14 protein-coding genes are annotated in these 19,834 nt (G+C 67.3%); 5 read left to right on the top strand and 9 right to left on the bottom strand.

Going from position 1 to position 19,834, the window contains the following annotated elements; all coding sequences use genetic code 11:
* Positions 1 to 108 precede the first annotated feature (108 nt).
* A complete protein-coding gene (locus AC5P78_RS04095; protein WP_111198025.1) occupies positions 109 to 2,094 on the top strand; it encodes a transglycosylase SLT domain-containing protein in 1,986 nt (661 codons plus the stop codon).
* 206 nt (positions 2,095 to 2,300) lie between these two features.
* On the top strand, positions 2,301 to 3,521 hold the full coding sequence (locus tag AC5P78_RS04090) for a multifunctional CCA addition/repair protein (RefSeq protein ID WP_024957022.1): 1,221 nt from the start codon (positions 2,301 to 2,303) through the stop codon (positions 3,519 to 3,521).
* A gap of 79 nt (positions 3,522 to 3,600) precedes the next feature.
* On the opposite strand, the gene AC5P78_RS04085 is transcribed toward AC5P78_RS04090, so the two are convergent.
* From AC5P78_RS04085 to AC5P78_RS04075, 3 genes are read right to left on the bottom strand one after another with little or no spacing between them, the layout of a single operon-like run.
* Entirely contained in the window at positions 3,601 to 4,035 is a 435-nt protein-coding gene (locus AC5P78_RS04085; protein ID WP_005411035.1) for an SseB family protein, read from the bottom strand.
* A gap of 49 nt (positions 4,036 to 4,084) precedes the next feature.
* Positions 4,085 to 4,420 (bottom strand): hypothetical protein, encoded by a 336-nt coding sequence (locus tag AC5P78_RS04080; protein WP_049396474.1) that lies wholly within the window; start codon positions 4,418 to 4,420, stop codon positions 4,085 to 4,087.
* Complete coding sequence (locus tag AC5P78_RS04075) at positions 4,417 to 5,460, bottom strand: S41 family peptidase (RefSeq protein ID WP_414498523.1); 1,044 nt, start codon at positions 5,458 to 5,460, stop codon at positions 4,417 to 4,419. The genes AC5P78_RS04080 and AC5P78_RS04075 overlap by 4 nt, the downstream gene beginning before the upstream one ends.
* A gap of 411 nt (positions 5,461 to 5,871) precedes the next feature.
* On the opposite strand from AC5P78_RS04075, the gene AC5P78_RS04070 reads away from it, so the two are divergent.
* Positions 5,872 to 6,306 (top strand): hypothetical protein, encoded by a 435-nt coding sequence (locus AC5P78_RS04070; RefSeq protein WP_062605636.1) that lies wholly within the window; start codon positions 5,872 to 5,874, stop codon positions 6,304 to 6,306.
* A gap of 209 nt (positions 6,307 to 6,515) precedes the next feature.
* On the opposite strand, the gene AC5P78_RS04065 is transcribed toward AC5P78_RS04070, so the two are convergent.
* The 6 genes from AC5P78_RS04065 to AC5P78_RS04040 form a co-directional block, all read right to left on the bottom strand.
* Positions 6,516 to 9,545: an autotransporter family protein gene (locus AC5P78_RS04065; protein WP_414498524.1), complete on the bottom strand. Its 3,030-nt coding sequence runs from the start codon at positions 9,543 to 9,545 to the stop codon at positions 6,516 to 6,518.
* A 298-nt stretch (positions 9,546 to 9,843) separates the two neighbouring features.
* Complete coding sequence (locus AC5P78_RS04060; protein ID WP_099484084.1) at positions 9,844 to 10,911, bottom strand: acyltransferase family protein; 1,068 nt, start codon at positions 10,909 to 10,911, stop codon at positions 9,844 to 9,846.
* A complete protein-coding gene (nagA, locus tag AC5P78_RS04055; protein WP_495217150.1) occupies positions 10,911 to 12,059 on the bottom strand; it encodes an N-acetylglucosamine-6-phosphate deacetylase in 1,149 nt (382 codons plus the stop codon). Before nagA ends, AC5P78_RS04060 begins: the two co-directional genes overlap by 1 nt.
* Positions 12,059 to 13,087 carry an SIS domain-containing protein gene (locus AC5P78_RS04050; protein ID WP_005411044.1) on the bottom strand — a complete coding sequence of 343 codons (1,029 nt, stop codon included), beginning with the start codon at positions 13,085 to 13,087 and terminating at the stop codon, positions 12,059 to 12,061. The genes nagA and AC5P78_RS04050 overlap by 1 nt, the downstream gene beginning before the upstream one ends.
* 7 nt (positions 13,088 to 13,094) lie before the next feature.
* Positions 13,095 to 14,162, bottom strand: coding sequence for a LacI family DNA-binding transcriptional regulator (locus tag AC5P78_RS04045; protein WP_005411045.1), 1,068 nt, complete (start codon positions 14,160 to 14,162; stop codon positions 13,095 to 13,097).
* 39 nt (positions 14,163 to 14,201) lie between these two features.
* The gene (locus AC5P78_RS04040; RefSeq protein WP_012481273.1) at positions 14,202 to 15,491 is read right to left on the bottom strand and encodes a sugar MFS transporter; all 1,290 of its coding nucleotides are present in this window, start codon (positions 15,489 to 15,491) and stop codon (positions 14,202 to 14,204) included.
* Positions 15,492 to 15,869: 378 nt separating this feature from the next.
* Between AC5P78_RS04040 and AC5P78_RS04035 the strand changes: the two genes are divergently transcribed.
* Both AC5P78_RS04035 and AC5P78_RS04030 read left to right on the top strand, forming a co-directional pair.
* Positions 15,870 to 16,889, top strand: coding sequence for a glucokinase family protein (locus tag AC5P78_RS04035; protein WP_060381202.1), 1,020 nt, complete (start codon positions 15,870 to 15,872; stop codon positions 16,887 to 16,889).
* Positions 16,890 to 17,032: 143 nt separating this feature from the next.
* Entirely contained in the window at positions 17,033 to 19,741 is a 2,709-nt protein-coding gene (locus AC5P78_RS04030) for a TonB-dependent receptor (protein WP_005411048.1), read from the top strand.
* The last annotated feature ends 93 nt before the right edge of the window (positions 19,742 to 19,834 follow it).

Below are 19,834 nucleotides of genomic sequence, written 5' to 3'. Positions count from 1 at the left end.
TCGCTTCTGCCGCCCCCCGCATGCACACCGTCCCCGCAGGATCGATCGTCTGCCCATCCCATCGGCGGCGTGCACACGATGCGAAACTGAATTCAGCCAGCCCCCGCTATGCTGAGTGCCATGACCCGACGCTCCTCGACCGCCCTGTCCCTGCTGCCCTTGGCCACCACGCTGCTGATCGGCTGCGCCAATGCCCAGTCCCTCGACGCCCAGAACGCGCAGCTGAAGGCCGCGATCGCTGCCGCCGAACGCGGCCAGTTCGATCCCGGCCAGGCCGCCGCACTCAGCCGCCATCCGGCTTACGGCTGGCTGGAGTACGCCAACCTGCGCCGCAACATCGACACCGTCGATACCGCGCAGGCGCAGGCCTTCCTCAAGCGCTATGACGGCCAGGCGGTGGCCAACACGTTCCGCAGCGTGTGGTTGCCCTCGGTCGCACGCCGCCAGGACTGGCCCACCCTGCTCGCCAACTGGGCGCCCACCGACAACGCAGGCCTGCGCTGCGCGCAGCTGACCGCGCGCCAGGTGACCGGCAAGGTCGATCCGCAGTGGATCAGTGAAGCGCAGGACCTGTGGCGCAAGAACGGCAAGTCGCTGCCGGATGGCTGCGACGCGGTATTCGCCGTGCTGCAGGCACAAGGCGGCCTGAGCGACGCCCTGCGCTGGGAACGCATCGATGCCGCCGCCGACGCCCAGCAGCCGGCCGTGATGCGCAGCGCCGCACGTGGCCTGCCTGCCACCGACCTGGCGCTGGCCAACAATTACGCCGCCTTTGTCGACAAGCCCAATGCCAGCGCATTGAACTGGCCGCGCAACGAGCGCAGCCGGCGCATCGCCACCGACGGCCTGGCCAAGCTGGCCAAGGCCGACCCGGCCGCCACCGAACAGCAGTTGCCGCAGTACGCCCAGGCGCTCGGCCTGAGTGCCGAGCAGCAGGGCCAGGTGCTGTACCAGATCGCGCTGTGGACGGTGGCTTCCTATCTGCCCGATTCGGCACGCCGCCTCAACGCGGTGCCGGAATCGGCGTATGACGAACGCCTGCACGAATGGCGCGTGCGCGAAGCGATGTCGCGCGGTGACTGGCCGGCGGCACTGACCGCGATCCGCAAGATGGCCAGCAAGCAGCGCAGCGACCCGCGCTGGCGCTACTTCGAAGGCCGCATGCTGGAGAAGACCGGCCAGGCCCAGCAGGCGCAGCCGTTGTTCCGCGATGCGGCGCGCGCACCGACCTTCCACGGTTTCCTCGCTGCCGACAAGCTGCAGCAGGGCTATACCCTGTGCCCTTGGAAGCCGAACGACAGCGCGCAGGCACAGGCGGTGATCGCGCGCGACCCGGCCATCCAGCGCGCGATGGCGCTGTACCAGATCGACCGCACCGGCTGGGCCGTGGCCGAATGGAACAGCGCGCTGTCGCGCTTCGATGACACCCAGCGCCGCCTCGCGGTACGCGTCGCGCAGGACAACGGCTGGTTCGACCGCGCCGTGTTCGCGCTCGGCAAGCAGCCGCAGGAACAGCGCCTGTACGACCTGCGCTTCCCGCTGCACCACGACGCCACCATCCGCCGCGAATCGGCACGCAACGCGATCGATCCGGCCTGGGTGGCGGCGGAAATCCGCGCCGAGAGCACGTTCACCCCGCGTGCGCGCTCGCCTGCAAACGCCATGGGCCTGATGCAGGTGCTGCCGGCCACCGGTGCCGGTGTGGCCAAGTCGATCGGCCTGACCGGCTACGGCGGCGCCGACAGCCTCTACGACCCGGACACCAACATCGCCATCGGCACCGCCTACCTGCGCCAGCTGATGAACAAGTACGACGGCCTGCCGTACGTGACCATCGCCGCCTACAACGCCGGCCCGACCCCGACCGCGCGCTGGCAGAGCCAGCGCCCGGGCTTTGACCCGGACCTGTGGATCGAGACCATCAGCTACAAGGAAACCCGCGAGTACGTCGCCCGTGTGCTGGCCTTCAGCGTGATCTACGACTGGCGCCTCAATGGTGATGCACTGCCGCTGAGCGACCGCCTGATGGGCCGCCTGGTGGACAAGCGCAAGAACTTCAGCTGCGCCGCCAACGCCGAGCAGGGCGGGGATTGATCGCAACACGGTACTGCCGGCCGCTGGTCGGCATTCCCCGGTATCCACGCCCTGGGGAGTGAAACGATGAGCCTGCTGGCCTGGATCAGGCTGGCCGCTGTATCGGTAGTGCCGGCCGCTGGCCGGCAGCTTCGGGGTGACTGCGGTTGCCGGCCAGCGGCCGGCACTACCGGTGCATCTGCGCCGGGCATGCGATGATTCCAGCCATGAAGATCTATCTTGTCGGCGGCGCCGTACGCGACCGCCTGCTGCAGCGTCCCGCCGGCGACCACGACTGGGTGGTGGTTGGCGCCACGCCCGCGCAGATGGAAGCGCAGGGCTACACCGCGGTCGGCCGCGATTTCCCGGTATTCCTGCATCCAAAGACCGGTGAGGAGTACGCACTGGCGCGTACCGAACGCAAATCCGGCCGCGGCTATCGCGGCTTTGTGGTCGATGCCGACCCGGGAGTGACGCTGGAAGAAGACCTGCAGCGCCGCGACTTCACCATCAATGCGATTGCCTGCGACGAAGACAGCGGGGCGCTGGTCGATCCTTACGGCGGCGTGCGTGATATCGAGCAGCGCGTGCTGCGCCATGTCGGCCCTGCGTTCGTGGAAGATCCGTTGCGCGTGCTGCGCGCGGCACGCTTCATGGCGCGCTTCGCCCCGCTGGGCTTCACCGTCGCCGAAGAGACCATGGCGCTGATGCGCGAGATCGCCGCCAGTGGCGAACTGGATGCACTGGTGCCGGAGCGAGTGTGGCAGGAACTGCGCAAGGCGCTGGTCAGTGAGCAGCCCTCCGCCTTCCTGCGCACGCTGCACGATGCACATGCACTGGGCCCTATCCTGCCCGAGCTGGAAGCGCTGTATGGCGTGCCGCAGCGTGCCGAATTCCATCCGGAAGTGGATACCGGCATCCACCAGGAAATGGTCAGCGACATGGCGGCGAAGCTGGCCCCCGGCGATGACCTGGTCGGCTTTGCCGCGCTTACCCACGATCTCGGCAAGGGCCTGACCCCGCCGGGGGAGTGGCCGCGCCACATCATGCACGAACAGCGCGGCATCAAACCCCTGAAGGCACTGTGCGCGCGGTTGAAGATTCCCGCCGAGCACCAGCAGCTGGCCGAAGCGGTCTGCCGGGAGCACTTGAACGTGCACCGCATCGATGAACTGCGCGATGCCACCGTGCTGGAACTGCTGGGCCGCTGTGATGCGCTGCGCCGGCCGGAGCGTGTGGCCCGCATCGCACTGTGCTGCGAGGCCGACAAACGCGGCCGGCTCGGCTTCGAGGACGCCGACTACCCGCAGGGCGAAACGCTCAAGCGCCTGCACCAGGCGGCACTGTCAGTACAGGCGCGGGACCTTGATACCACCCATCTGAAGGGCCCGGCCATCGGTGAAGCGTTGGCCAAGGCGCGCGTAAAAGCCATCGCCGCCGCCCGCTGATCCGCAACCGCCGTGGCGGCCGCGCACCGACTCCCATGGGTAGTGCCGGCCGCTGGCCGGCAACCCTATATCGCTGGCTTCAATGCGCCATCCCGCGGGTGATCGCCGCGGCGCGCTGCTTCAGCTGGGCCACGGCATCGGGAATCATCTCCATGCCCACGTCCAGGCCGGGGTTCAGCACCAGGCCGACGCCGTCGCCGATCCCGGCCAGCAGCGCGTGCACCGCGATCGGCATGGCGTGGGCGAACTGCGGCAGCTGCTCATGCCACAGGCCAGCGCGCTCAGGCGCAGTGAACACCGCGAACATCGGCTCGCCGCTCTCGCTGGTCAGCACCAGCGGGGAGATGCTCTCGTCCCAGGCACCGTCTTCGCCGATGGCCTTGTCCAGCAGCACGAACGCCGTCGAGGTCAGCAGGCCATCGAGGAACTGCGATGCGGTCAGCGTGCCGTCCTGGGCCTGCAGCAGGCGCACCTCGAGGTCGTTGAGGGGTTCGAACGGGGTGTCGTGGTCCATGGTCGGTTCCGGTACGTGGTTGCAGGGCAGACTTTAGCAGGCCCGCTCCTCAACCGAGGAATCCATGCCGCCACAGCCAGCCCAGCGCGGCCAGCCCGGCCACGCCGACCAGCATCAACGGCAGGCCGAAGCGGTGCCGCCACGGGATCGGCACCCCGCCCAGCTGCTGGTCCATGGTCTCGGTATCCAGCACCCAGCCGTGCTCGCACCGGGTGCAGGCCAGCTCGTAGCGACGCTGGTAGGTGAAACCGAACAGCAGGTCGATGCGCGCCATCCTGTAGCGCAGCCGGGGCGCGAACTCGGTTTCCGCCTGGCAGCGCAGGCAGTGGTGGGCTTCGGTTGGGCCGACCACCACCACCCGCTCCTGCTGGCCGATCAGGATCATGGATCAGCGGCCTGGCAGGCGGGTTGGGCCAGCAGCCAGGCTTCGGCGGCGGCCAAAGTGGCGGCATCACCCTCGATATGCTGGTCGGGCTCGATCTTCAAGCCATCACCACGATCATTGCGGTCGCGCATCACGGTGGTGGTCAGCAGCAGGCGACTGCCATCGGCAAGCGTCTGCACGACATTGCCAGTGGAGACACCCGCAGTGGGCTGACCGAAACTCCGCGTCTGCGGACGACCACGCCACGCCAGCACCGAGGCCTCGCCCGAACTGCCGGTGCGCGGCCCGAACAGCACCGCCACCGGCGCGCCGGGCTGCCGCAGCACATAGCCGGACTGGCCGAAGTCCAGCACCGACTTGCCTGCACGCTGCACGGCGGTCGCGGTCAACGTCCAGCGCTCCGGCCCCTGTGCAGTTTCGAACGACCCCACATCTTCGTTGTTCACTACCGAGGTGCGCAGCAGCGGTGCCATGCCCAGCAGCATCGGCCACATGTTGCCACCGCTGTTGTCACGCAGGTCGACGATCCAGCCACAGCGCGCGCCGTCGTCCTTGCTGCGGATGACCTGCTGCCACCGCGCGGCACGCTGGATGTCCTGGCGGAACTTTTCCTGCGGCGTCGCGCCCGGCGCGGAGGCATAGCCCTCGATGACCACCCAGCCGATGCGCATATCCACCGCATCGGCCGCCTTGGCCCGGTCCACGGCGGCGGCGCCGGCCTGCTGCGCGCGCGCAAGGGATTCGCTCTGGCGCTGGGTCGTCGTCCATCCGCCATGATTGCCCGTGCTGACCGCAATGGCTTCGCGCAGAACGGCCAGCCGTTGCGCCGGGTCGCCCTGCGCCGATTGCAGGCGTACGCGGGTGGCGGCCCAGTCCACCCGATCGCGATACAGCGCCTGGCGTTCAAGCAGATTGAGGATCTCGGCCTGGGCCTCCGGCGAGGGCACCTCGACCGCGCCTGGCGTATCGGCCATGGCGCCGGTCGCCAGCAACACGAGCATCAGCGCGCCGATGCGACGCACTCCCTTGCGAACCTGCATGTGACGTTTCCTTGTCGTTGAGGCAGGCGCACAGCATAGCCCGCAGGTGATGGCTTTCGCCATGCGCGAACTGTCGTATCTGGCCCCGCCGCGGGTTGCAGCAAGACAGCGTGCACGCGATCAGTAAATTGCAACTTTGCCCATGTCATTGCCACGTAGAACGCGAGAAGGTTGCCTCCGTCGGCGCCTCCTGCGCTGGCCGGGATTGGCGTCCTGAATCAAACATCGAAACGATCGAGTTGCCGCCTCAGCGGCAATCGCGACAATGCACCGGCTTGCCCATGGCGGGCGGTGCGTGGGGATCCTCGTGATCCGTCGGCTTTTTTTCGTTTCGATTTTGACCGGCACGCCAACCCGCACCGCCCGCCACCTTGCACGCCGCAGGTGGCCTTGCCTCGTGAGGTTGCCGCCATGAACACGCCCCACCCCACCTATCCACGCCTGCAGGCATTGCTCGGCGCTGCACTGCCCGGCCTGCAGCTGCCCACTACCGCCGCCGAAGCGTTGGAAGATGCACTCGCCGAAGCCAACGAACAGGCGCCGCCCTCCGCATTCTTCGCGCGGTTGCGCGGCATCGCTCACAGCCACGCAGCCGACGGCCAGGCGTGGCGCGAGCGGCAACTCAGCGAGGGGCGCGGTCGGGAACTGGCCGAGGCGACGCGTTGCCTGGCGGCGTTGTCTGCGTGCGGCGGGGTACTGCTGGCTGCACAGTCTGCGCGCGAGACGGACGATGCGCAGGCGCAGTGTCCGCCGCAGGTGGAGGAAGGCCTGCTGCATGCAATGGTGGTGTTGGCCGATCATGCCGGCGCGCTGGTGGAAACGGATGCGTGCGCACCGCTGCTGTAGAGCCGAGCCGTTGCTGGGCTGCGCGGAGGTCATGGCATCGGTGGGATTCGTGCCGACCAAGGTCGGCACCTACCAGAGCAGGTCATGGCAGTGGAAAGCATCGTGCCGACCAAGGTCGGCACCCACCAGAGCGGATCATGGCGTCGATTGGCCCTGTGTCGACCAAGGCCGACACCCACCAGAGCGGGTCATGACACCCGTACCGCGCGCTACCAGTCCGCGCGCAGGCCGATGTTGCCTTCGATGATGCGGCGCTTCTCGTTGCGGTCGCCACCCAGTTCACGGGTGTAGTCGGCCACCGCGTACGCGCTGATGGTGCGGTTGAAGCGCCCTACCGCGCCGACACCGGCTTCGAGTGCACGCGAGCGCTGCGAATTGAAGATCACGTCATCGTCGAAGCGGATACGGTCTTCGCCGGAACGGCCGTGCCAGTAGTTGAGCTTGAAGTACGGCTGCCAGCCGTTGTCGGCCAGCTGATAGTCGCCGGCAAGGCGCAGGCCGACGCGGCCGGTCCAGGCGTTGTCGTTGTCGAAGCGTACGCTCGACACCGCATCGCGGCGGTCGTCCAGCGAGGTGCGTTGCCAGATCACCTGCACCTGCGGTTCCAGCCACCATGCGGACTGACCGAAGTGCAGCAGCGGTTTGCCCGCCTCCACCGACACGCTGGTGCCATCACCCTTGATCCCGAAGCCGAGCCCGCGCGAGGAACGCACGCGGCCGTCGTAGCGGCTCTGCATCGCCACGGCGTCGATGTAGCCGCCACTGCTGTCGGTGAAGGTCCAGTACAGGCCCACGTGCTTGTCGTCCAGGCGGTTCTGGCCTACCTGCACGTTCTCCCAGCCCAGTGCCAGGCCGGTGGTCTTGCCCTGCGCGCGGGTGCGGCCGACGAACACGCCGATCTGGTTGCGGTGGTTGTCAGAAGCAGCAGCCCACACGTCGAGGCCGGCCTGCAGGCCCATCACATCGCCATCGAAGCCGGGCTGCGAATCGCCCTTCCAGTGGATCTCGCTGCTCTGCCCCACCAGACGGCCCCAGGCGGTGCGGAACGCACCCTGGCTGTACAGCAGGCGCTGCTCGCCCTGCCGCTCGTGGAAGGTACCCAGGCTGGCCAGCGAGGTCTCGCGCAGCAGCGGCGGCACCACGGCATAGGCAGCAGTCTCCACGCGGTACAGCGGCACCACCGCGCCTTCGGCGGGGCGTGCGCCCGGCGTCGGCGGCGCACCGGTTCCGGGCAGCGCACCGCCGGCCACCGGCACGTCCGGTACCGCTGGATCACTGGGCGGCGCCACAGGCGCCGGTTCCGGTGGCGGCGGCGGTGGTGCGGTCTCGCCGGCTGTCAGGTCTGGATCGGGGGCGCCTTCGGGCGGCGGCGGCGGTGCCGGGGTGATCGGTGGCGGTGGTGCGACAGGTGGCGTCGGCGGCGGCGGCACGCCATTGATACCGCTCCCGTTTGGCGCTGGTGCCGGGCCGGCCACCAGGGTCGAGCGCAGGTACCAGTTCTCGCTGGTACCGGCACTGACACCACCCTTGAACAGGAAGTACTCGTAGGCGCCAGCCGCCACCGGCGCGAACAGCGAGAACGCACCCGGCGCGGTGCGGCCACCATTCAAGGCCTGCACCACCAGGATGCCATCGGCCAACGTGGCAGCGCCGCTGCCGCCGGCATTGAGCACGCCGATGCCGGTCGTGCCGGTGACGGCACCACCATCGATCACCAGGCGGTCGCTGGTTGAATTATCCGCCCCCAGAACGGTGCGCAGGTACAGACCACCACCGTCACCGCGGTAGTTGCCACGCACGGTGAACACGTCGCCGGCGCCAGTACCGGTCAGGTCGATGCGCCCGGCATTGACCATCTCCACCAGTGCACCACTGTTGAACGGACGGATGGCATGGCCGCCACTGCCTGCATAGACGGTGCTCGTGTCATCCACCGTGAGCGTTCCGGTGCCGGTACTGCTGTCACCCAGCACCAGATCGCCATCAAAGGTCAGCTCGGTGCTGTTGGCCAGGCTGATCGCCTCCCAGTTCTGGAAGCGGCCCACGCCCGTGGTCTTGACGTTGTTGAAGTTGAGCTGGTCGATGCCACTGCCGCCGTCGAACAGCGGCACCGCACCGAGGTTGCCCTGGTTGAGGCTGCTGAGGTTGGCCACGTCGTTGTCCGGCCCCATGTCGATCGCGCCGTAGACGATGCCACCGCCACTCCAGTTGAAGGTGTCGCTGCCGGTACTGAGCAGCACCTGCCCGCGCACGGTGCCGTCGGTGATGGTCACGCTGTCGTTGCCGCCACTGACACTGATGTTGCCGCCGATGTAGGCCGTGCCCGAGATGATGATGGTATCGGTGTCGAAGCCGGTCACCACGTTGCCGTCAACCGTACCGCCAGACTGGTCCCACAGGTTCTTGTCCAGCTTCATGTTGACGCGGCCGATGCGGCCAGCGGTCATCCAGGCCTGGTCGCCATCCTCGAACGCGCCGATGATGCGGCCACCGCTCATGCGGAAGGTATCGATGTTGTCGCCCTGCTGCAGCGCGCCGATGGTGCCGCCACTCATGATGAAATCATCGCGGCCACTGCCCTGCGCCACCACGCCGGTGACGGCGCCGCCGGTGACGGTCATCTGGTCATCGCCGCCGCCCTGGTCGACGCTGTCGATCGTGCCATTGCTGAGCAGCAGCACATCATTGCCATCGCCCTGCAGGACGCCGCCGCTGATGCTGCCGCTCTGCATCTCGAGGCGATCATTGCCCGCATCGAACTGTACGCCGGTGCGCCCGCTGATCGCTCCTCGATTGACCAGCACGCTGTCGCCCGCACCGACGAACTGCAGGGCGGTGTTGTTGCCGGTGCTGATGCTGCCGGTGTTGTCGACGCGGCTGCCACCCCCAAGCTGCACGGTTACACCGCCGACCGAACTGATCGCGCCCTGGTTGGACAGCAGGTGACCACCGGCGCCCACCAGCGCGATGGCCGATCCACCACCACTCTGCTGCAGCTGTGCACCGGCGGCGACATTGACGGTGATGCCGGCCGCACCATTTGCGGTAACGGGAGTGGCCTGCGGATTCGGCGCGTTGGTATCACAGGTGACCGTCTGGCCGGCAGTCGGTGCCGGGCTGTTGCAGCCGGCCCAGGCAACGCTGGCGGTCGTCAGAAGCAGGGAGGGAACGGCGAGGGCCTGCAACACGGAAACAGCAAGGCGGCGCGGACGGAACGCACGCGGAACGGCACGGTACATGGGGCACTCCTGGGCGGGAAATCAGGAACTGCGTATGTGCGGCACGGCGCTTGCAGTCTGCCGTGTGGTGAACCATTCCGATAGGTGACCTTGCGTGCGGGAAATCACAGTTCAGATGTGAAATCGCCCAGCCCTCACACCGATGTGATGTGGCTGAAATCGTTCATTTTTTCCGGCATGCGGAATCACGCGCAAAGCATCCATGCATGGCGTGGATCTACTGATCCTGCATCGCCAGTCGATTCGCTCACGGCACTGGTAAATCTACGCCATGCGTGGATGCCGTTGACGGATGGGGTCAGATCTTCAGGTAGATCTTCCGCTTATCCAGCCACCACGCCACGCCCCACCACAGTGCGACGAACACCAGCGCCTGCAGCATCGACGCCAGCTCCAGCGCCTGCGGCATCGCGGTGGCCAGCTGCTGCCAGATCCACCCCCAGATCCCGGTGGCCATCAGCACCACCGACATCACCGATGCCCCCAGGTACGCGGTGATCGCATTGACCCCGAAGCGCCGGCCGAGTGCCGGCCATCCCTTCTGGTCGATCAGCACGTGGCCCAGCCACAGCGCCAGCGCGGCCAGGCCGCCGGTCCACAGCACGTAGCTGGGCGTCCACAGCTGCTTGTTCAACGGCAGCACCACGGCCAGCAGCAGGCCCAGCACAGCGGTCGCCACGCCCAGCCCTGCCAATGCCGCCGAACGCCCGTTGCGCAGCAGGCCACCGGCAAGCAGGCCGAGCACGGTACTGGCCAGCGCCCCCAGCGTGCTCAGCAATCCTTCCGGGTCATGGCCCAGGCCGGTATCGGCATGCCACTGGTAGATCCACGGTGCGAACAGCGCGGTATCCAGGCGGCTGGCCGGGTTGGTCCACGGCGCCAGGTCGCCGATGCCCAGCAGCAACACGGTGTACCCCACCAGCAGCGCGATCAAAGCGCCCACCTGCACGCGTGGTCGCGCGTAGACCGCCAGTACGCCCACCAACGCCGCACACACCGCGATGCGTTGCAGCACGCCCCAGATGCGGAAGTGATGCGTATCCAGTGCCCACCAGATCAGCAGGTGCAGCAGCGCACCGGCCACCAGGATGCGCAGCGCGCGCTCCAGCACGCCGCGCGCCAACGCGGGTCGCGCCGCCGCATCCTGCGCGCGCGGTGCCACGCTGAAGGCCATCGACACGCCCACCAGGAACAGGAAGAACGGGAACACCAGGTCGGTGGGCGTGCAGCCATGCCATTCCGAGTGACGCAGCGGCGCGAACACCGCACTCCAGTCGCCCGGATTGTTGACCAGCAGCATCGCCGCCACGGTGATGCCGCGCAGGGCATCGATCGAGCCCAGCCGGCGTGGCGGCGAACTGTTCATCAGGCGGCCTCGTACTGTCCGGCAATCCAGGTACCCCGCACCTGCAGGGCGTCGTCCAGCAGCACCAGGTCGGCCTGGTAGCCCTCGGCGATGTGGCCCAGGCGATCATCGACATTGAGGAACTGCGCTGGGTACGTCGACGCCATGCGCGCCGCTTCGGCCAGCGGCTGGCCAAGCAGCTGCACGGTGTTGCGCACCGCGGTGGCCATGTCCAGCGCCGAGCCGGCCAGCGAACCGGCAGCATTGCGCACCACGCCGTCGACGGCGGTAATGGTTTCGCCGTACAGCACGTAGCTGGGATCGTCGGCACCGACCGGCGGCATCGCATCGGTCACCAGCAGCAGGCGGCCTCGCGGCTTGGCCGCCAGCGCCACGCGCAGGCTGGCCGGGTGCACGTGAACGCCATCAACGATGATGCCGATCCAGCTGTCGCGGTCCTCCAATGCGGCGCCCACCGCACCGGGCTCACGGCCCTGCAGCAGCGACATCGCGTTGTACAGGTGGGTGAAGCCACGCACACCGGCATCCAGGCCGGCACGGATCGCTTCGTAGGTACCTGCGGTGTGCCCGGCGGCAACGATCACGCCACGCTCGACCAGCGCACGGATGGTCTCCAGCGGCACGCGCTCCGGCGCCAGCGTCAGCACGGTCACACCGTTGTCCAGCGATGCCGCCAGCGCGATTTCTTCTTCGTCCGGCACGCGGAACTTGCTGGCATCGTGCGTGCCCTTGCGCGCCGGTGCGATGTACGGGCCTTCCAGGTGGATGCCGATCACGCCTGGTACACCCTGCGTGATCGCCTCGCGCATCGCAGCGATCGCTTCGCGCATCACTGCCACGTCATCACTGATCAGAGTCGGCAGCATCGCCGTGGTGCCGAAACGGCGGTGCGCCTGCGCGATGGTGCGCAGTGCCGCCACGTCCGGCGTGTTGTTGAACAGCGCACCACCGCCACCATTGACCTGCACATCGATGAAGCCGGGCAGCAGCCAGCCGCCACCCAGGTCCACCTGCTCGGCGGCATGGCCGAGCTGCGGTGCGGCGTCGGGCAACAGCGCGCTGATGCGACCGTTCTCGATCACCAGCGCCAGATCATCGCGGAAGTCGTCGCCCGCCAGGATGCGGGCATTGCGCAGGACGGTCGCCATTACACGGTCTCCGTCACCTTGTTCAGGTGCGGCGGCAGGTCCGGGTTGAAGCCACGACGCAGCGCCAGCGCATTGATCGCGCGGTAGAAGCTCTGCACGGTCAGCAGCGGTGCGCACAGCGGGTGCGGCGCAGCAGCCACCGGCAGGTTGCCGCCAGCACCGGCCATCCATACCTGTGCGCCACGCGCGGTGAATTCTTCGACGACGGCACGGGTGCCGGCGCCGGTTTCATCCGGCTGGGCAAAGGCCAGCACCGGGAAGCCGCGGTCGACCAGCGCCATCGGGCCATGCTTCACTTCAGCCGAGCTGTAGGCTTCGGCATGCAGGCTGCAGGTTTCCTTGAACTTCAGCGCCGCTTCCTGCGCCGCCCCCAGGCCAAGGCCACGGCCGAGCACGAACAGGTTGGTGGCCTCGACCAGGCCTTCGGTCACCGCGCTCCAGTCGCACTGCCACGCCTCACGCAGCGCATCGGGCAGCAGGTCCAGCGCCGCACGCAGGCTGCTGTCCTGCTTCCAGTACGCGGCCAGCTGCAGCAGCGCGGCCAGCGACGCCAGGTAACTTTTGGTCGCCGCCACGCTCTTTTCGGCACCCGCGTGCAGCGGAATGACCGTGTCGGCCAGCTGCGCCAGCGGTGAATCCTCGACGTTGACCAGCGCGATCACGCGCGCACCGGCCGCCTTGGCGGCCTCGGCGTTGCGCAGCAGGTCCGGGCTCTTGCCCGACTGCGAGATGACGATGAACAGTGCGCCGCGCAGCTGCAATGGTGCGGCGTAGACCGACCCCACCGATGGCGAGGCCGACGCGACCACCAGGCCCAGCTGGGTTTCCAGCAGATACTTGCCATAGGTGGCGGCGTGGTCGGAGCTGCCGCGTGCACAGGTGACCACGAACGGCGGCGGTGCAGCACGCAGGCTGGCGGCCAGGGTTTCCATGGTGGCGTGGTTGCGCGAGAACTGGCGCGCGACCACGTCGGCCGCTTCAGCGGCCTCGGCGAACATCAGGGTGGACGTGGGGTCTGACAGCGACATGGCAGGCTCAGGCAGGATCGGAAGGAAGGGGGCGTGCGCCGGCGGGGCGCATCGGCGCGGTCGAACCACGCACCACCAGCTGCGGCACGAAACCCTGGTTGTGCAGCGGCGCCGGCGCATCGTCGTAGGCATCGCTGCGCAGTTGCGCGATCAGCAGGCGCGCGGCGTGGCGGGCGATGTCCTCGGTGGCCTGCTTGGCGGTGGTCAGCGGCGGCCACGACTGGCGCGAGAACGGGCTGTCCTCGAACCCGGCAATGGACAGGTCGTAGGGCACGTTCATGCCGGCCGACTTGGCGGCGGCCAGTACGCCGGCGGCGATTTCGTCGTTGGAACCGAAGATGGCGGTGGGCGGCTCGCGCAGCGCCAGCAGGCGGCGCGCGCCGCGGAAACCATCGTCGAAGGTGTAGTCGCCCTGCACCACCAGATGCTTGTCCACGGTCATGCCGTAGTCCTTCAGCGCGGCTTCGTAACCGGCATAGCGTTCGCCAGAGGAGCGGTGCGAGCTGCCGCCCCAGAGGAAGCCGATGCGCTGGTGGCCCAGCTGGATCAGGTGCTCGGTGATCTCGTAGGCGGCCTCGCGGTCGTCCACGAACACACATGCGCCATCGGCCGGGTCTTCGGTGGCGGCGATGATGCGCACCAGCTTGATGCCGCGCGCGGTCAGCGCCTGGATCAGGTCGCGGCGCTCGGACATCGGTGCGGTCAGCACCAGCCCGGCCAGGCGCGAACGCTGCACCCAGTCGGCCAGTTCATCGGCCAGCAGCGGCGAGCTGGAATCGCAGGGATGGATCTGCAGCCCGAACCCGGTCTCGCGGCAGGCGGCGAGCACGCCGTTCTGCACGCCGATGATGTGGTATGGGTTCGGGTTGTCGTAGACCAGCCCGATCACGAAGGTGGTGCCGCTGCGCAGGTTGCGCGCGGACGGATCGGGTTCGTAGTCGAGCTCGGCGATGGCACGCAGCACCCGCGCGCGGGTGGCCTGCATCACCGAGGGCTCGTTGTTGATCACGCGCGAGACCGTCTTCAGCGAGACCTTGGCTTTCTCCGCAACGTCCTTGATGGTCGCTCTGCGCATGGGTTTTCCCTGGGGTTGGCTGCCGTCCATCATCGCCGATCAGGCCTTGTCCTGCGGCAGGCCGGCGCGATGCCCGATCACCGAATAGAACAGGATGTACAGGTAGCACGGCACCATCAGCAGAACGAACACCAGCTGGAAGTCGATGTGCTGCTTGAGCACGGCGAACAGCTGCGGAATGATCGCGCCACCGGCGATGCCCATCACCAGCAGGGCCGACCCGGTTTCGGTGAAGCGGCCCAGGCCACGGATCGCCAGCGGGAAGATGGCCGGCCACATCATGGCGTTGGCAAAGCCCAGCAGGGCCACGAAGGCTACCGACACATAGCCGTGGGTGGCCCAGGCGCCAAGGCAGAACACCACGCCCAGCACCGCCGAAATGGTCAGGTAGCGCGACTGCGAGACAACCTTGGGGATCAGCAGCAGGCCGACCACGTAGCCGACCAGCATCGCGCCCAGGGTGAGCGAGGTGAACATCTTGGTCTGGTCCAGCGGCAGGTCGAAACCGTGGCCGTAGGTACCGATGGCATCACCGGCCATCACCTCCACGCCCACGTAGACGAACAGGCACAGCACGCCCAGCCACAGATGCGGGAACTGGAAGATGCTGCGACGCTCGGCGGCACCGGCCGCAACCGGCGTGGCATTGGCTTCGGACGACTTGATTTCCGGCAGCGGCGAGAACAGCACGGCCACCGCCAGTAGCACCAGCAGGCCGGCCATGGCCAGGTACGGCGCGTGGATCTTGGCGGCGAATTCGTTGAGCAGCTGTGCCTTGGTGGCTTCGTCGGCCGCGGCCACGCTGGCCGACAGGTCGCCGATGCCGTGCAGCACTACGGTGCCGATCAGCACCGGCGCCAGCATGCCGGCGATCTTGTTGCAGATGCCCATCAACGCGATGCGCCGCGCCGCCGTTTCGATCGGCCCAAGGATGGAGATGTACGGGTTGATGGCCGTCTGCAGCAGGGCCAGGCCGCTGCCGATCACGAACAGGCCGCCCAGTGCGCCGGGGTACCAGCGCTGGGTGGCGAATTCGCCGAACAGCGCGGCGCCCCCGGCCATCACCAGCAGGCTCAGGCTCAGGCCCTTCTTCATGCCGGTGCGGCGCAGGATCCACGATGACGGCAGGGCCAGGAAGAAGTAGGACAGGTAGAACACCATCAGCACCAGGAAGGCGCCGACCTCGCTGAGTTCGAAGGCGAGCTTGACGAAGGTGATCAGCGGGCCGTTGAGCCAGGTGAAGAAGCCGATCAGGAAGAACAGCACGCCGACGATGGCGATGGAGGTGGCCACGTTCGGGCGCACGCTTGCAGCGGAAACGGCGGACATCGGGAAGGGCTCCTGCGGCGACGGCCGCAGAACGCGGCGTCGGAGAGTGGCTGGGAACAACGTTGTCACATTCTTTCGATGGACAACCGCGGTTTGTCAACTTCCCCGCGAGGCCGCGTGAACCTCGTGCTGCACTGCGCAACCCGATGGCAGCGGATCGTGCTGAATGCGCCGCAGCCCTTGAGCCCCGTGCAGCAACGGTTCCAGCGTGAAACCCATGCTCACGCCATGTAAACGTTTACTGCACGCCGCATTCGTTGCGACGCAGCAACGAAAGTGTCACGAACTCGTTGACATCGTTGTCAGCGCGGTTACAGACTCCGCCCCAATCGCCGCCCTCGAACCTTGGGGACGGCCCCACCTGCAGCAGGAGCCCGCGTGACCGCCAGCCACCCCGCCCCGGCCCATGTCCTGTCCCGAATCGCGCCTTCGTTCCTGGCCGCCGACGTCGGTGGCACCCATGTGCGCGTGGCCCGGGTCCAGGCCAGCGGTGATGCCGCCCATCCGGTGCAGGTGCTGGAGTACCGCAAGTACCGCAACGCCGACCATGCAGGCCTCAGCGCGATCCTGTCCGACTTCCTCGGCGAAGGCCCGCGGCCCACGCACTGCGTGGTCGCCAGTGCCGGCTACGCCCGCGAGGACGGCACGGTGATCACCGCCAACCTGCCGTGGCCGCTGTCGGCGCGCCAGGTGGAAGCCGACGTCGGCCTGCAGCGGGTATTCATCGTCAACGACTTCGAAGCCGTGGCCTATGCCGCTGCGCAGGTTGACGCCAGTGGCGTGCTGCACCTGTGCGGACCGGAAACCGCCGCCCGCGGCCCGACCCTGGTGGTCGGCCCCGGTACCGGCCTCGGCGCCGCGCTGTGGATCCCCACCGCGCACGGCCCGGTGGTGCTCCCGACCGAAGCCGGCCAGCCGACCCTGGCCGCCAGCACCGAACTGGAAATGGCCATCGTCCGCCACATGCAGCGCGACCGCGCGCATGTGTCGATCGAACACGCGATCTCCGGCCCGGGCCTGATGAACCTGTACCGCGCGGTGTGCGCACTGCAGGGCCAGGCGCCGACCCTGGCCAGCCCCGACGCGGTCACCGCTGCGGCCGTGGCCGACAGCGATGCACATGCGCGCCAGGCGCTGGATGTGTTCTGCGGCCTGCTCGGCAGCACCATCGGCGACATGGCGCTGTTCTACGGCGCCCATGGTGGCGTCTACCTGGCCGGCGGCATCCTGCCGCAGATCCGCGAATACCTGCACGCCAGCACCTTCGTCGAACGGTACCTGCAGAAGGGACCGATGGGCGAAGCACTGGCACGCATCCCGGTGAAGGTCGTCGAACACGGCCAGCTGGGCGTGGTCGGCGCTGCAAGCTGGTACCTGCAGCAGCAGTCGGCCGCCTGACACCGCAACAGGCTTCAACGCAATCGCAGCACGCAGTACGTGGCACGCCAACGCACGGGACTTCGCCGCCGCCCCGCGCATGTCATCGCAACCGTAACCGAACACCGCCGCCGGCATCCAATCGAGTGATGAGGAGAGACATCATGAACACCCGCAAGACCCTGCTTTCGGCCGCCATCGTCAGCTGCATCGCCTTCAGTGCGCACGCGCAGCAGGCCGCCCAGACCGCCACCGACCTGGATACCGTGCAGGTCACCGGCATCCGTGGTTCGATGGAAAAGTCGCTGGATACCAAGCGCGAAGCCAATGCCCGCGTGGAAGTGGTCACCGCCGAAGACGTGGGCAAGCTGCCCGCGCACAACGTCGCTGATACGCTGCAGCGCCTGCCGGGCGTGAACATCAGCTCGTCCAGCGCCGACGAAGGCGGCTTCGACGAAGCTGACCGTGTCAGCCTGCGCGGTACCAGCCCGAGCCTGACCCAGACCCTGATCAACGGCCACACCGTCGGCACCGCCGACTGGTTCGTGCTCAGCCAGGGCAACAACGTCGGCCGCAGCGTCAGCTACTCGTTGCTGCCGTCGGAACTGGTGCGCTCGGTGGAAGTGAACAAGTCCTCGCAGGCCAAGCTGCAGGACGGCGGCACCACCGGTACCGTCAACATCCTCACCCGCAAGCCGCTGGAATTCTCCAAGCAGCTCACTGCGGAAGGCTCCATCGGCATGGTGCGTTCGGACCAGGCCAAGTCCAACGACCCGCAGCTGTCGGCACTGTTCAACTACAAGAACGACGAAGGCAACTTCGGCGTGATGGTGCAGGCCTTCAGCCAGAAGCGCGAGCTGCGCCGCGAAGCGCAGGAAATCCCGGGCGGCTTCTTCCAGATCGATCCGAATGGCACCGTGGCCAAGTCCAACCCGGACCTGGCCGGCGTGTACGCGCCGGGCCTGCTCGGCTCGACCCTGTTCGAACAGACCCGCGAGCGCAAGGGCGGCCTGGTGTCGCTGCAGTTCAAGCCGATGGACAACCTGACCCTGGGCCTGGAAGGCTTCAGCTCGGAACTGAAGGCGAACAATTACAACCGCAACTTCATGCTGTGGGGCGGCCGCATCCTCAACGACCGCACCGTTGAAGATGCCAATGGCAACAAGATCCTGATTCCGGGCCAGGCCCCGAATCCGGGTTACGTCATCAAGGATGGCGTACTGTCCAACGCCACCTTCGCCGGCCAGGCCGACCGCGACTACGCGGTGTACGACATGATCTACCGCGAGTCGAAGGCCAAGACCAACTACATCACCTTCGATGCCGACTGGCAGATCAGCGACAACCTGGGCATGAAATTCCAGGCTGGCAGCACCAAGGGCACCGGCGAAACGCCGCGCCAGTACATCGCCGAAGTCAACCTGGCCCGTGGTGGCGGCGCCACCTGGGCAACCCACGGCAACGGCTCGCCGATCGACTGGAACGTCGGTGGCAACATCGGCCCGAGCGGCGTGACCGACTTCGGTACCTGGGGCAACCAGCAGGTCACCGCGATCGACAAGGAAAAGTGGGCCACGCTCGATTTCAACCAGTACTTCGCCGACGCTGGCGTACTGAACTCGATTGATTTCGGCGCCCGCTTCGGCGACCACAAGCGCGAGGCCAAGTCGCCGGAAGGCGCAACCCCGGGCGCGATCTGGAATGCGCTGAAGAACGGCGCCACTGCCAACTTCCCCGGTGGCTTCGCCAACGGCATCGGTGGCAGCTTCCCGCGTGACCTGTGGTACTTCACCCCGGGCGCACTGAAGGAAGCAGTGACCAACAACTCCACCTGGCTGTCCGGCAATGACGGCCCGACCGGCCGCCACAACTACGGCGCCGAGTGGAAGGTGTCCGAGAAGAACTTTGCTGCCTACGTACAGGGCAACTTCAGCGGCGACCGCTGGAGCGGCAACGTCGGCCTGCGCTACGTCAACATCAAGCAGGATATCGATACCTACGCCGCCGCCACCGGCTCGACCGTGCCGGACGTGAGCAGCCTGTTCGGCGCGTGGACCCGCGAAGCTTTCGAGAACAAGCACAACCGTGTGCTGCCGAGCGCCAACTTCAAGTACGACCTGCGTGACGACCTGGTGCTGCGCGTGGCCGCCTCGCAGACCCAGACCCTGCCGGACTTCTCGGCACTGGGTGCCTCGTCGTACGGTTCGGACCTGAACCGGACCGGCGGTGGCGGCAATCCGAAGTTGAAGCCGGTGGTGTCGACCAACTTCGACGCCAACCTGGAGTGGTATTTCATGCCGCGCGGCATGTTGTCGATCGGTGCCTACTCGATGCGCCTGAAGGACTACGTCGCCTTCAGCACCGAGAAGGAAATGCTGTTCAGCGAGCTGACCAACCGTCTCGAGGAATACAACATCTCCCGCCCGCGCAATGCCGACGGCAAGGTGCGCGGTATCGAAGTGGCCTATGAGCAGCCGATCGGCGAGTACTTCGGTGTCAATGCCAACTACACCTACGCCGATGGCAGCACCGACCACACCTGGGCCGATGGCAGCGACAACCTGCTGGGTACTTCGAAGAACACCTACAACGTCGGTGCCTACTTCGAGAACGATACCTTCGGTGCACGCGTCAGCTACACCCGCCGTTCGTCGTTCCTGATCGGCCTGTCCGGCGCCAACCCGTACTACCAGGATGACTTCGGCACCCTGTCGGCGTCGCTGAGCTACAAGGCCACCGACTGGCTGAGCATCAGCTTCGATGCGCTCAACCTCAACAACCCGACCTACAAGTACTACCAGACCGCAGCCATCCCGACCTCGTTCTACAGCAACGGTCGCCAGTACTACCTCAACTTCCGCTTCAAGTACTGATCCAGCGGCGGCAACATCGCCGAGTCGTGCACGCACGCCGGGCCTGGGTCATTCCGGGCCCGGCGTTTTTCATGTATAGCGTTCATCGCACCG

Source organism: Stenotrophomonas sp. YJH_SMC_133, assembly GCF_059370655.1.
Note: the sequence above shows the minus strand (reverse complement) of the source record. Positions and strands in the feature narration are given on the sequence as shown.